Below are 12,720 nucleotides of genomic sequence, written 5' to 3' on the forward strand. Positions count from 1 at the left end.
CGGATTCGGTCTTCGTACGAATACATGAACTACCTCCAAGTAGTCCAAGATTTTGTCCGCACCCCCAGTGGATCAGTTTTCAACGGAAATCAACAATGTCAGCGCAGCTGGCCCGCAACGATGCCGAGTTGCCCGCTCTCAGTAGCGGTGTCCGTCTCTTGCCCAGGTGGATTCCCGCATCCGTCTGATATCGCGATTTGGTGGCTCGCCAAATAGTCGGCTGTATTCCCGACTGAACTGGGATGCGCTCTCATACCCGACACGCACCGCCGCGCTGCCCGCATCCAGGTTTTCATTGAGCATCAGTTGTCGGGCATCCTGCAGGCGATGGTTCTTCAGGTACTGCAAGGGGCTCATGCCGACCACAGCACGAAAATGCTGCCGGAATGTTGATGGACTCATATGGGCTTTAGCCGCAAGATCATCCATCGGTACGTTCTCCGTGTAGTTCTGTTTCAGCCAGGTGATTACCTTGGCAATTTGCTGGCTCGGGGAGCCAACCGCAACGAGGCGGCGCAGACAGGGGCCATGCCCACCACTCAGCAAACGGACAACGATCTCCTGCTGGATCAAGGGGGCAAGGAGGGGAATCAGCGGCGGTTCGGCCAGCAGCCGGACTAGCCGGGTCAGCGCGTCCTTCAGGCCTTCATCCAGCGTTTCGACGGACATTGCTCGCGTCGTCGAAGCCTGGAGCGGCATCGCAAACTCCATTTCTGCCGCCAACTGGGCGATGACGCGGGCATCCAGTTCCAGCCACATCCCGAGGAACGGTTCTGCGGAGCTGGCGCGGGTGACATACGACACAACGGGCAAGTCCACGGTTGCGATAAGGGATTGTCCAGCCCCGTAGTCGAAGACATCATCGCCCAGTGTGACCCGCTTGCCGCCCTGCACGATGAGCACAAGGCCCAGACCATAGATGCAGGGCATCGGATCGGTGGTGGAACTGCAGCGACGAAACTTCAGCGCCGGAATCGGCGTATCGTAGTCTCCATCGTTTTGTGCAATGTTGTCGATCAGACCGGCAAGTTCACTGATATCCGGTTGTGCTTGAATCACCATTCAATATCTCCGTGAAGTTGCGTCTTTGGCTTCAAACTGCAGAACCAAAGTTTAGCATTTTCCGATATCAACAAAATCCAGTTTTGATTGACTTTCATTGAATTGGGCAAAAAACGTGGCGGTTTTGGCAAATGAATCAGAGGCATTCAGGGCCACACTACTTGCCATCAGTCCACAACCGGCCGCGGACTTTCTTTTTCAACAACGGAGATTCAATTCAATGACCCAAACCAAAACGAAGCTGTTCCAGCCTTTTGCTTTCAAGAACGGTGTGATCCTGCGCAACCGCGCCGTGATGGCGCCGATGACGACCTGGTCGTCCAACCCGGACGGCACCATCTCCGACCAGGAGGTGGCCTACTACCGGGCGCGCGTCAAAGGCGTCGGCATGGTGGTGACGGGTTGCACGCACGTGACGCCGGACGGCATCGGCTTCACCGACGAGTTCGCCAGTCATGACGACCGCTTCATTCCCAGCCTTCGTCGCTTGTCAGAAGCAGCCAAGTGCGGCGGCGCTCCCGCCATCCTGCAGATCTTCCATGCAGGCAACAAGGCCCTTCCACAACTAGTGCCGGATGGCCGCGTTGTCAGTGCCAGCGCACTGAAGGTGCCTCCCAGCCCGTTCAATGACAATGAAGTGACCAGCCACGCCCTGACCCAGGAAGAAGTTGAGGAGATCATCATGGCTTTTGGCGACGCGGCCCGCCGCGCCATCGAGGCAGGCTTCGACGGCATCGAGCTGCATGGTGCCCATGGCTTTCTTATCCAGAATTTCTTCTCGCCTTTCTCCAACCAGCGCAATGATGAATGGGGTGGCTCTCTCGAAAACCGCATGCGCTTTCCGCTGGCCGTGGTGCGCGAAGTGCAGCGGGTAATCGCCGAACGCGCCAAGCGGCCTTTCCTGCTTGGCTACCGCATTTCGCCGGAAGAGTCGGACGAGGGAGGACTGCGCATTGGCGATACCTACGTGCTGATCGATCGGCTGATTGAGACCGGCATCGACTACATCCATGCATCGCTCTTTGACATTCCGAATGCCAAACCCGTGGACCATACCGGCGAGCACACGACCGCCGAGCTGATTGTCCAGCACGTGGGTGACCGCGTTCCTTTGATTGCGGCGGGTCTTATCCGGACGCCGGGGGACGCCGAAAAAGCATTAACGGTTGGCCTGTCACTAGTCGCAATCGGACAGGGTTTGGTGATGAATCCGAAGTGGGTCGAACTCGCCAGCGAAGGCCGGGAGGCAGAAATTACCACGATGCTTGATTCTGAACACGTACCACTGCTGGCGATCCCCGACAGCTTGTGGAATGTGATCCGGGCCATGAAGGGTTGGTTCACGCTCGCCAAGGAAGCTGCGGTTGTGGAGTGAACGAGTGAATTGCTTGGGAATCGGCTACAAAGGCTGACGCACGGAGTCCGTATGAACAAGTCCCTGTCTGCCCTCGCAATCGCCTCCATCGCCCTGTTCGCCGCCGTTGCTTTCTGCCAGGACAAGGGCTAAGCCGTGACCACCACCGTGGTGGACCGCGCTGGCACTGTGCGCGCCGTGCGACGTGCAGACAACGCTGTGGCGGTGCACCTGGCGGTCACCTGGACGAGCAGTACACGGGCCTGCTGGTGGCTGCCGGGGCCGATCCCAAGCTTCACCGACCGCAGCGGCAACGCACCGCAGCAGCTGCCTTAGTCTGGCGTCTTGGGTACCAGGGTGTAGGCCGGGTGCTGCCCGGTCAGCAGCAAAAACATGGCGAACATGGGGCCCTGCATGCAGCGCTCGTCGGTAGGGCTTTCCAGCGCCTGCCAAGTGCGGGACTGCAGGCCGCCGCGGCTGCCGGTTTGCAATGAGTAACCCATTAGCTCGGCCGCCTGGGCCTGGTTCAGCCCGGCCGCAACGCGCGCGGCCTTGAGCTGCTCGCCCGTGGGAATGGGCATGGTCAGCGTGATGGGCAGTGGGCGTGGAGTGGGGGTGGTGGCGGTGTCTGGCGTCATGCCCCGGACTGTAACGCGCGCAGCACGTTTTCGGCCGTGGCCGGGGCGGTTAGCCGCACCGCAGTGCCGTCTCCACGCGCCTGCGCCACCGCGTCGCGCAGCGCTTCGTAGACGCTGATGGCCAGCATGAACGGCGGCTCGCCCACGGCCTTGCTGCCAAACACGTTGTCCTCGCGGTTGGGCTCGGGCCACAGGTCCACCTTGAAGTGCTCGGGCACATCGCCGGCGGTGGGAATCTTGTAGGTGCTGGGCGCGTGGGTGCTCAGGTAACCCTTGTCGTTCCACACCAGCTGCTCAGTGGTCAGCCAGCCCATGCCCTGCACAAAGCCGCCTTCGATCTGCCCCACGTCGATGGCCGGGTTGATGCTGCGGCCCACGTCGTGGAGGATGTCCACTTTGAGCACCTTGCTTTCGCCCGTCAGAGTGTCGATGACGACTTCGGTGCAAGCTGCGCCATAGGCAAAGTAGTAGAACGGCCGGCCGGTGAGCGTGGTCTTGTCGTAGTGGATTTTGGGCGTGCGGTAGAAGCCGTCGCTCCACAGCTGGATGCGGTTGGCGTAGGCCAGCTTCACCACCTCGTCAAAGCTGCGCGTGGCTACGGGCGAGAACACCTGCCCACCCTTGAACTTGATGGCGCCGGCGCCGCAGCTGTCCAGCCCGCAGACAAAGGCTGCCAGGTTGTCGCGCACATGGCGCGCGGCAAACTGGGCGGCGCGGCCGTTCAGGTCGGTGCCGGCGCTGGCGGCGGTGGCCGATGCGTTGGGCACCTTGCTGGTGTCGCTCGCGGTGCACAGCACGCGCACAAACGGAATGCCCAGCTCGTCCGCCACGATCTGCGCCACCTTGGTGTGCAGGCCCTGGCCCATCTCGGTGCCGCCGTGGTTCACCTGCACGCTGCCGTCGGTGTACACATGCACCAGCGCGCCAGCCTGGTTGAACAGCGTGGCGGTGAAGCTGATGCCGAACTTGACCGGCGTGATGGCAATACCGCGCTTGAGCACCGGGCTGCTGGCGTTCCAAGTAGAAATGGCCGCTACCCGGCGTCGGTAGTGCGCGGATAGCTCCAGTTTTGATAGCAGCGGCTGGAGGATGTTGTCCTCCACCTTCATCTGGTAGTGGGTCGTATCCCGCTTCTGGTCGGTGCCGGCAATGGCCTCGTCGCTGTACAGGTTGCGCAGGCGCACATCCAGCGGGTCCAACTTGAGAGCGCGGGCGATGTCGCCCATGATGGTCTCGATGAGGATGACGCCCTGTGGGCCACCGAAGCCACGAAACGCCGTGTGGCTCTGCGTGTTCGTCTTGCAGCGGTACGACGTGATGTCCACATCCTGCAGGTAGTAGGCGTTGTCGCTGTGGAAGATGGCGCGGTCGGCCACGGGGCCCGACAGGTCGGCGCTGAAGCCGCAGTTGGCCGCCATCTGCAGCTGCAGCGCTGTCAGGCGGCCGCTGTCGTCAAAGCCCGCTGTGTACTCGTAGGCAAAGGGGTGGCGCTTGCCGGTGACCATGAAGTCATCGTCGCGGTCCATGCGCAGCTTGACGGCGCGCTTGGTCTTCACTGCGGCCACGGCGGCCCACACGGCCAGGTGGCCGGCTTGCGTTTCCTTGCCGCCGAAGCCGCCGCCCATGCGCCGGCACTCCACGCGCACGGCATGGTTGTCGATGCCCAACGCGTGGCTCACCCAGTGCTGCACTTCGCCCGGGTGCTGGGTGCTGCTGTAAATCCACCACTGGTTTTGCTCCAGCGGCATGGCATAGGCAATTTGCCCTTCCAGGTAAAAGTGCTCCTGGCCGCCCACCTCCAGCGTGCCGTGCAGCGTGTGCGGCGCCGCGGCCAGTGCAGCGGAGGCGTCGCCGCGCTTCACGGTCACGGGGGGCAGCACAAAACTCTTGGCGTCCAGCGCCTGCTGCACGGTCAGCACGGCGGGCAGGGCTTCAATGTTGAGCCTGACCTTGCGCGCCGCGTGGCGCGCCTGCATGGCGGTGTGCGCCACCACCACGCCCACCACCTGGCCGACAAACTGCACGGTGTCCATGGCAAACACGGGCTCGTCGCCGGCAAAGGCGGCCAGCATGGGGTCGCCGGGAATGTCCTCGCTCAGCACTACGCTCACCACGCCAGGCATGGCCAGCGCGGCGCTGCTGTCCACGCCCAGCAGCTTGCCGTGCGCGACGTTCGAGAGGATGGGCGCCGCATGCAGCGTACCGCGCACTTCCGGCAGGTCGTCGATGTAGTGCACCGCGCCGGCCACCTGGGCCACGGCGCTTTCGTGCGCGTGGGACACGCCGGCGGCGTGGGTGGGCAGCAGGCCGGTGAGGGGGGTGTTGGCGTTCATGCGGCTTCTCCTTCCAGCACAAAGCTTTCCAGGTTGACGGCGGCCAGGCCCTGGCTCTCCAGCCAGTAGCGTTGCAGCAGGTTGCCCAGCACCTCGGTGCGGTAGGCGCTGCTGGCGCGCATGTCCGAGATGGGCGAGAACTCGCCGCGCAGCGTGGCCATGGCGGTCATCACGGTGTCGGCCGTCCAGGCCTCGCCGGTCAGCGCCGCTTCGGTCTTGCGGGCCCGCACCGGCGTGGCTGCCACGCCGCCCACGCCAACGCTGGCGTGCACCACCTGGCCATCCACGATATGCAGGTTCAGCGCCAGGCAGACGGCCGAGATGTCATCTTCAAAGCGCTTGGAGATTTTGTAAACCCTAGACCTTTCCGCAGGCACCGCCTTGGGCACCTTGATCCAGGCCAGCACCTCGTCCGGGGCCATCACGTTTTTGCGGTAGCCGGTGTACAGGTCTTCCAGGCGCAGCTCGCGGTGGGTTACCTTTCCTTTGCGCAATGCCATCAGCACCACGTTGGCCCCCAGGGCAATCAAGAGCGGCATGGAGTCGCCAATCGGCGAGCCATTGGCCACATTGCCGCCCAGCGTGCCGGCGTTGCGCACCGGCAGGCCGGCAAAGCGGCTGGCAAAGGCGCCCAGCTGTGGCCGGTCGGCCACCAGCGCGGCAAAGGCGTCGGTCAGCGTGACGGCTGCGCCGACGGCGATGTGGTGGCGGTAGTGCTCCACGCGGCGCAGTTCGGCCACCTGGGTCACGTCCAGCACCTGGGGGAAGTCCATGTGCATCTTGTTGACCCACAGGCCCACGTCGGTACAGCCGGCCACGATTTGCGCCTGCGGGTGCTTGGCGCGCGCTGCCAGCAGCGCGGGCAGCGTGGTGGGTGATTTATATGCCAAATCGGCTTCTAGCCCCCGTGGAATCTGCGCGAGCTGCTTCAGTTTTGATAGCGTCTTGGCCTCGTCCACGGGTACGGCGGGCAGGCCCAGCATGGTCTGCGCCGCGTCCAGAATCGGCCGGTAGCCGGTGCAGCGGCACAGGTTGCCGCTCAGCGCGTGCTGGGCGTCGGCCCGGGTGATGGGCTGGCCGGCGTGGGCGTGCTGCTGGTACAGGCCAAACAGGCTCATGACAAAGCCGGGCGTGCAAAAGCCGCACTGGCTGCCGTGGCACTGCACCATGGCTTCTTGGGCGGGGTGCAGGCAGCCGTCGTCGGCGGCAATGTCTTCCACGGTCCACAGCGCCTTGCCGTCCAGGCTGTGCGCCATCTTGATACAGCTGTTGACGGCCTTGGTCTGCAGTTGGCCATTGACTTCTTCACCCACCACCACGGTGCAGGCGCCGCAGTCGCCTTCGTTGCAGCCTTCCTTGGTGCCAGTGCAGTGCAGGTCCTCGCGCAGCACCTCCAGCAGGGTGCGGGTGGGGGGCACATCGGCCAGTGTCACGATCTCGCCGCGGCGGATGAATCTCAAAACTTGGGTTGTCATGGAATGGGTTCCTCGTGCGGGAGGGTAAGTCGGGAGTGGCATCGCTCCCATACGCATTAGCATATGGCACCAATTTACACGCCTGTATGAGAGACCAATCCCTTTTCGACAAGATAGACCTTCATCTCATCAGGGTCCTTCATACCGTGTTAACCGAGCGCAGCGTTTCCAAAGCCGCCATCCGTCTGGGCATGCACCAGCCGGCGGTGAGCGCGTCGCTGAAGCGCCTGCGGGACTTTGCCGGTGACCCCCTGTTGGTGCGTTCCGGCTCGGGCATGGTGCCCACCGAGACGGCGTTGCGCATGCTGGAGCCCAGTGCCAGCATATTGCGTGCCGCCGAGATGCTGTTCTCCGACGCTCGCGGCTTCGAGCCCGCCACCGCGCGCAACACCTTCCGCCTGGCCGCCAGCGACTACCTGGACCCGCTGTTTCTGCCCCAGCTGGTGGCGCAGATCAAGTCGCACGCGCCCATGGCAGAGATCGAGATCCACGCGCTGTCTGGCGCCAGTGACTACCGCGCGCTGCTGGCCCAGGGCGATATTGACGTGGTGATTGGCAACTGGCCGCAGCCCCCCGACGACCTGCACCTGGGCCGCCTGTTTGGCGACGAGGTGGTGTGCCTGGTGTCCAAAAAGCACCCCGCGGTGCGCCGCGGCTGGGACCAGACCTCCTGGCTGGAGGCCGAGCACATTGCGCCCGGCGCCACCCACCCCGGAGCCAAGGGCGTGATTGACGACCACCTGAGTGGCCTGGGCCTGCAGCGCCATATCGTGGCGCGCTGCCCGCATTTCGGGCTGATTCCGGGCATGGTGGCATCAACCTTGCTGGTGCTCACCACCGGCCGGCAGTACTGCGAACGGTTTGTGGACACACTGCCCGTCAAAATACTGCCTTGCCCCGTGGAGTTCCCTCGCATGATGTATTACCAGCTTTGGCACGCCCGCACCCATACCAGCGCTTCCAACAAGTGGCTGCGTGAGCGCATCAAGTCGGTCGCGGCCGAACTCCGAAAAGAATAAAAGACACGCACCCATGGCCCCACCTGTACCAGACTCCCCGCATTCCTCCGTTCCCCGCCTGCAGCTCACCGGCATCACCAAGGCCTACCCCGGCGTGGTGGCCAACAGCGACGTGTCGCTCAGCGTGCTGCCGGGCCAGACCCATGCGGTGTTGGGCGAAAACGGGGCCGGCAAGTCCACGCTGATGAAGATCATCTACGGCTCGGTCAAGCCCGATGCCGGCCAGGTGCTGTTCAATGGCAAGCCCGTCACCATCCGCAACCCCAAAGAAGCACGGGCCCTGGGCATCAGCATGGTGTTCCAGCACTTCAACCTGTTTGACACCATCACCGTGGCCGAGAACGTCTGGCTGGGCCTGGACAAGGCGCAAAGCCTGGAGCATGTGACGGCCAGCATCACCGCCAAGGCCACCGAATACGGCCTGGACATCGACCCCAGCCGCCCGGTGCACACGCTCAGCGTGGGCGAGATGCAGCGGGTGGAAATCATCCGTGCGCTGCTGACCAACCCGCAGCTGCTGATCCTGGACGAGCCCACCTCCGTGCTGACACCGCAGGCGGTTGAGAAGTTGTTTGTGGTGCTGAAAAAGCTGGCCTCGCAGGGCTGCAGCATCCTCTACATCAGCCACAAGCTGCACGAAATCCGCGAACTCTGCAACGCGTGCACTGTGCTGCGCGGCGGCAAGGTCACCGGCGTGTGCAACCCGGCCGAAGAATCGAACGCCTCGCTCTCGCGCCTGATGATTGGTGCCGAGCCGCCGCAGCTGGAGCACCGGCCCCTGCATGCCGGCGCCCCGGTGTTGAGCGTGAGCCAGCTGAGCCTGGCGCGTGAAGACCAGTTTGGCGTGGACCTGGATGGCATCTCGCTGACCGTGCATGCGGGCGAGGTGGTCGGCATTGCCGGGGTGTCGGGCAATGGCCAAAAAGAACTGCTGTACGCGCTATCGGGCGAGGACTTCCGCGCACCCAAGGGCAGCGTGCGCATGGGGGCGACCGATGTGTCGGCCTTGCACCCGGGCGCACGGCGTGCGCTGGGTCTGCACTTTGTGCCTGAAGAGCGCCTGGGCCGCGGCGCCGTGCCCACGCTGAGCCTTGCGCAGAACATGTTGCTGACCCGCACCGGCTCCATCTCCATGCCCAAGTTTGCCGGGGGCTGGATCCGCGTGCGCCAACTCGAAGAGCATGCCGCCCGCATCATCAAGACCTTCGGTGTGAAAGCCAACGGGCCCACCGCCGTGGCGCGCTCGCTGTCGGGCGGCAATCTGCAGAAGTTCATCGTCGGGCGCGAGATTGACGCAGCACCCAAGCTGTTCATCGTGTCCCAGCCCACCTGGGGTGTGGACGTGGGGGCGGCCGCGCAAATCCGCGGTGCCATCCTGGCCCTGCGCGACGCGGGTTGCGCCGTGCTGGTGGTCAGCGAAGAACTGGAAGAGCTGTTTGAGGTGAGCGACCGCCTGCACGTGATTGCACGTGGCAAGCTGTCGCCTTCGGTGCCAGTGGCCGAGGCCACGGTGGAAAAGATTGGAGAGTGGATGAGTGGTTTGTGGAACGCGCCTGTGCAAGCGGAGGTGGCCCATGGCTGATTTCCGCTTCAAGCTGGAGGCCCGCCAGCAGCCCTCGCAATTCTGGAGCTACGGCTCTCCGTTACTGGCACTGTTGTGCACCGTGCTCATCGGGGTGGCGCTGTTCGCGCTGGTGGGCAAAGACCCGGTGCGCGGCCTGCAGGTGTTTTTCTGGGAGCCCATCAAAAGCGGCTATGCATTGGGCGAGCTGGCGGTCAAAGCCACGCCGCTGTTGCTTATTGCACTTGGCCTGGCGGTGAGTTTCCGTTCCAACGTCTGGAACATCGGGGCAGAGGGGCAGTACATCATTGGCGCGGTGGCAGCCAGCGGTGTGGCCCTGATGGCCGAAAAGACCACGGGCGGCTGGATCGTCATTCCCATTCTGCTGGCGGGCATTGTCGGCGGCATGCTGTGGGCCGGGCTGACCGCGTTTCTGCGCGACAAATGCAATGCCAATGAAATTCTGGTTAGTCTGATGCTGGTGTATGTGGCCGTGCAGGTGCTGGGCTATGTGGTGGTGGGGCCATGGAAAGACCCCGGCGGTTATAACTTTCCCCAAACCAAGACCTTTGAAGTGGCCACCCGCATCCCGCGTTTGTTCCAGGGGTCGCGCCTGAGCATTGGCGCCATCCTGGCGCTGCTGGGGGTGGCAGGCCTGTGGGTGTTTTTGTTCCGCACCCGGGCTGGCTTTGCCCAACAGGTGGGCGGCCTGGCTCCGGCAGCTGCACGCTATGCGGGCTTCTCGTCGCGCCGCGCACTGTGGATTGCGTTGCTGGTGTCCGGTGGGCTGGCCGGCATGGCGGGTGCGCTGGAAGTGGCCGGACCCATCGGGCAGCTCACGCCCTATGTGCCTGCCGGCTACGGTTTTGCCGCCATCATCGTGGCCTATGTGGGGCGCCTGCACCCGGTGGGCATGGTGTTTTCCGCGCTGCTGATGAGCATGTTCTATATCGGCGGTGAGCTGGCGCAGTCCCGCCTGGGCCTGCCCAAGTCGCTCACCGGTGTGTTCCAGGGGCTGCTGTTGTTTTCCTTGCTGGCCTGCGACACGCTGGTGAACTACCGCTTCAAACGGGTCGCGCAGGGAGGGAAAGTCTGATGGAATCCTACGCACTTCTGATTGCGGCCACGCTGAATGCGGGCACGCTGCTGGCCATTGCTTCGCTGGGTCTGTTGATCAACGAGAAAGCCGGCATCGTGAACCTGGGGGCCGAGGGCATCATGCTCTGCGCCGCCATTGCGGGCTTTGCCACGGTGGTCCACACCGGCAGTGACACCATGGGTTTTGCGGCCGGCATGGGGGCCGGGGCCCTGATGGCCGCCATTTTTGGCGGCCTGGTCATTTGGCTCAATACCAACCAGTACGCCACCGGCCTGGCGCTGAGCCTGTTTGGTGGCGGCTTCTCGGCCTTTGTCGGCATCTCCTATGTGCAGGAGAAGATTCCCCAGCGCCCGGTCTTCGCCATCCCCGGTTTGTCAGACATCCCTTTCCTGGGCTCGGCCGTATTCAAACAACACCCGCTGGTGTACCTCACGGTGGTGTTTGCCGGCGCCCTGATTTGGTTTTTGTACCGCACCCGCTCGGGCCTGATCCTGCGCAGCGTGGGTGAGAGCCCGGAGTCTGCCCATGCGCTGGGCTACCCGGTGCGCCGCATTCGCCTGCTGGCGGTCATCGTGGGTGGGGCCTTGTGTGGCCTGGCCGGCGCGTACCTGTCGATTGTCTACACCCCCGGCTGGACCCAGGACATGGTCGCCGGCAAGGGCTGGATTGCCCTGGCGCTGACGACCTTCGCCACCTGGCGCCCGGCACGGGTGTTGCTTGGAGCCTACCTGTTTGGCGGCGTCACCATGCTGGACTTTCATTTGCAGAGCATTGGCGTAGACATTCCCAGCCAGTTGCTCAGCAGCATGCCCTATGTGGCCACCATCGTGGTGCTGGCCCTGATATCGCGAAACCCGCGTTGGATTCGGATTAACATGCCTGCTTCCATTGGCAAGCCGTTTTATCCGGGCTCGTGATACCTGATTGTTTCGTTTTCATCCCTCGTTTTTTATAAGGAAGTGACATGACAGATTTGCAGAAACGTTCATTGCTCAAGATTGCGGCCCTGACGGCCGTTGCGAGCGCTGCCCTGGTGGGTTGCGGCAAGAAGGAAGAGCCGGCACCTGCGCCCGCACCGGCACCTGCCGCGTCGGCTCCCGCACCAGCCAAGCCAGAACCCCTGAAGATTGCATTCGCCTACGTGGGCCCTGTGGGCGACGGCGGCTGGACATTTGCGCACGACAACGGTCGCAAGGCGCTGGAAAAAGAGTTTGGCGACAAGATCGTCACGTCTTTTGTGGAAAACGTGCCGGAGTCGGCCGACGCTGAGCGCGTGATCCGCGACATGGCTTCCCAAGGCAACAAGCTGATTTTCGGTACCACCTTCGGCTACATGGAAACCATGCTCAAGGTGGCTCCTGAATTCAAGGACGTGAAGTTCGAGCACGCCACCGGCTACAAGACTGCCGAGAACATGGCCACCTACGACAGCCGTACCTATGAAGGCGCGTATATGGCAGGCGTGATTGCCGGCAAGATGACCAAGACCGGTACGCTGGGCGTGGTGGCTTCGGTGCCAATCCCTGAAGTGATCCGCAACATCAACAGCTTCACCTTGGGCGCCCAGAGCAGCAACCCCAAGATCAAGACCAAGGTGGTATGGGTGAACGAGTGGTTCAACCCACCCAAAGAAACCGAAGCCGCTACCAGCCTGATCAATGGCGGTGCCGACGTTCTGTTCCAAAACACCGACTCTCCCGCCGTGCTGAAGACCGCCGAAGCCAAGGGCAAGCGCGCCTTCGGCTGGGATTCCGACATGACCGCCTACGGTCCCAAGGCTCACCTGGCTTCCAGCGTGATCAACTGGGGTCCGTACTACATCAAGACCACCAAAGATGCGCTGGCCGGTAAATGGGCCAGTGGCAGCAGCTGGTGGGGCGTGAAAGAAGGCGCGATTGACATCGTGTCCATCGCGGAAGACGTGCCTGCAGAAACCAAGGCCAAGGTCGACGAAGTGAAGAAGGGTCTGGCCGACGGCACCTTCGCCATCTGGAAGGGCCCGCTGAAAGACAACGCTGGCAAGGAAGTCTTGAAAGACGGCGAAACGGCCGACGACAAGTTCCTGTCTGGTGTGAACTTCTACGTCAAGGGCGTGGAAGGCAAGGTCCCTGGCGCCAAGTAATTGGTTGTTGCAATCGAAAAGGCCGCATTCATGCGGCCTTTTTTTAATTTCAAAAGT

At 63.0% G+C, this 12,720-nt stretch carries 11 protein-coding genes; 7 read left to right on the top strand and 4 right to left on the bottom strand.

The features are described 5' to 3' along the window. Positions 1 to 138 precede the first annotated feature (138 nt). Positions 139 to 1,062: an AraC family transcriptional regulator gene (locus J2X15_RS15630; RefSeq protein WP_310344395.1), complete on the bottom strand. Its 924-nt coding sequence runs from the start codon at positions 1,060 to 1,062 to the stop codon at positions 139 to 141. 220 nt (positions 1,063 to 1,282) lie between these two features. On the opposite strand from J2X15_RS15630, the gene J2X15_RS15635 reads away from it, so the two are divergent. Both J2X15_RS15635 and J2X15_RS15640 read left to right on the top strand, forming a co-directional pair. Then, entirely contained in the window at positions 1,283 to 2,437 is a 1,155-nt protein-coding gene (locus J2X15_RS15635) for an NADH-dependent flavin oxidoreductase (protein ID WP_310344396.1), read from the top strand. A gap of 135 nt (positions 2,438 to 2,572) precedes the next feature. Beyond that, entirely contained in the window at positions 2,573 to 2,752 is a 180-nt protein-coding gene (locus J2X15_RS15640) for a hypothetical protein (protein ID WP_310344398.1), read from the top strand. Here the strand turns inward: J2X15_RS15640 and J2X15_RS15645 are convergent. Genes J2X15_RS15645 through xdhA form a run of 3 tightly spaced genes read right to left on the bottom strand, consistent with a single transcriptional unit; the run spans position 2,749 to position 6,862 of the window. After that, positions 2,749 to 3,054, bottom strand: coding sequence for a helix-turn-helix domain-containing protein (locus J2X15_RS15645; RefSeq protein ID WP_310344400.1), 306 nt, complete (start codon positions 3,052 to 3,054; stop codon positions 2,749 to 2,751). The two genes, J2X15_RS15640 and J2X15_RS15645, sit on opposite strands and share 4 nt — an antisense overlap. Next, positions 3,051 to 5,387, bottom strand: a complete 2,337-nt coding sequence (xdhB, locus tag J2X15_RS15650) for a xanthine dehydrogenase molybdopterin binding subunit (RefSeq protein ID WP_310344402.1) — start codon at positions 5,385 to 5,387, stop codon at positions 3,051 to 3,053. Before xdhB ends, J2X15_RS15645 begins: the two co-directional genes overlap by 4 nt. Continuing rightward, positions 5,384 to 6,862 carry a xanthine dehydrogenase small subunit gene (gene xdhA / locus J2X15_RS15655; RefSeq protein WP_310344404.1) on the bottom strand — a complete coding sequence of 493 codons (1,479 nt, stop codon included), beginning with the start codon at positions 6,860 to 6,862 and terminating at the stop codon, positions 5,384 to 5,386. Before xdhA ends, xdhB begins: the two co-directional genes overlap by 4 nt. A gap of 86 nt (positions 6,863 to 6,948) precedes the next feature. Between xdhA and J2X15_RS15660 the strand changes: the two genes are divergently transcribed. From J2X15_RS15660 to J2X15_RS15680, 5 genes are read left to right on the top strand one after another with little or no spacing between them, the layout of a single operon-like run. Next, positions 6,949 to 7,881, top strand: a complete 933-nt coding sequence (locus tag J2X15_RS15660) for a LysR family transcriptional regulator (protein ID WP_310344406.1) — start codon at positions 6,949 to 6,951, stop codon at positions 7,879 to 7,881. Positions 7,882 to 7,894: 13 nt separating this feature from the next. Then, positions 7,895 to 9,463: an ABC transporter ATP-binding protein gene (locus tag J2X15_RS15665; RefSeq protein ID WP_310344408.1), complete on the top strand. Its 1,569-nt coding sequence runs from the start codon at positions 7,895 to 7,897 to the stop codon at positions 9,461 to 9,463. Continuing rightward, the gene (locus J2X15_RS15670; protein ID WP_310344410.1) at positions 9,456 to 10,538 is read left to right on the top strand and encodes an ABC transporter permease; all 1,083 of its coding nucleotides are present in this window, start codon (positions 9,456 to 9,458) and stop codon (positions 10,536 to 10,538) included. Before J2X15_RS15665 ends, J2X15_RS15670 begins: the two co-directional genes overlap by 8 nt. Further along, on the top strand, positions 10,538 to 11,458 hold the full coding sequence (locus J2X15_RS15675; protein WP_310344411.1) for an ABC transporter permease: 921 nt from the start codon (positions 10,538 to 10,540) through the stop codon (positions 11,456 to 11,458). Before J2X15_RS15670 ends, J2X15_RS15675 begins: the two co-directional genes overlap by 1 nt. Positions 11,459 to 11,505: 47 nt before the next feature. Continuing rightward, the gene (locus J2X15_RS15680; protein WP_310344413.1) at positions 11,506 to 12,663 is read left to right on the top strand and encodes a BMP family ABC transporter substrate-binding protein; all 1,158 of its coding nucleotides are present in this window, start codon (positions 11,506 to 11,508) and stop codon (positions 12,661 to 12,663) included. Positions 12,664 to 12,720 lie beyond the last annotated feature (57 nt).

This window comes from Rhodoferax saidenbachensis (assembly GCF_031457975.1).
Lineage (GTDB): Bacteria > Pseudomonadota > Gammaproteobacteria > Burkholderiales > Burkholderiaceae_C > Allorhodoferax > Allorhodoferax saidenbachensis_A.

What these genes read in the sequence shown, in the direction of transcription:
- J2X15_RS15630 (WP_310344395.1), bottom strand. Translation starts at nt 1,062, where the DNA reads ATGGTGATTCAAGCACAACCGGATATCAGTGAACTTGCCGGTCTGATC.
- J2X15_RS15635 (WP_310344396.1), top strand. Translation starts at nt 1,283, where the DNA reads ATGACCCAAACCAAAACGAAGCTGTTCCAGCCTTTTGCTTTCAAGAAC.
- J2X15_RS15645 (WP_310344400.1), bottom strand. Translation starts at nt 3,054, where the DNA reads ATGACGCCAGACACCGCCACCACCCCCACTCCACGCCCACTGCCCATC.
- xdhB (WP_310344402.1), bottom strand. Translation starts at nt 5,387, where the DNA reads ATGAACGCCAACACCCCCCTCACCGGCCTGCTGCCCACCCACGCCGCC.
- xdhA (WP_310344404.1), bottom strand. Translation starts at nt 6,862, where the DNA reads ATGACAACCCAAGTTTTGAGATTCATCCGCCGCGGCGAGATCGTGACA.
- J2X15_RS15660 (WP_310344406.1), top strand. Translation starts at nt 6,949, where the DNA reads ATGAGAGACCAATCCCTTTTCGACAAGATAGACCTTCATCTCATCAGG.
- J2X15_RS15665 (WP_310344408.1), top strand. Translation starts at nt 7,895, where the DNA reads ATGGCCCCACCTGTACCAGACTCCCCGCATTCCTCCGTTCCCCGCCTG.
- J2X15_RS15670 (WP_310344410.1), top strand. Translation starts at nt 9,456, where the DNA reads ATGGCTGATTTCCGCTTCAAGCTGGAGGCCCGCCAGCAGCCCTCGCAA.
- J2X15_RS15675 (WP_310344411.1), top strand. Translation starts at nt 10,538, where the DNA reads ATGGAATCCTACGCACTTCTGATTGCGGCCACGCTGAATGCGGGCACG.
- J2X15_RS15680 (WP_310344413.1), top strand. Translation starts at nt 11,506, where the DNA reads ATGACAGATTTGCAGAAACGTTCATTGCTCAAGATTGCGGCCCTGACG.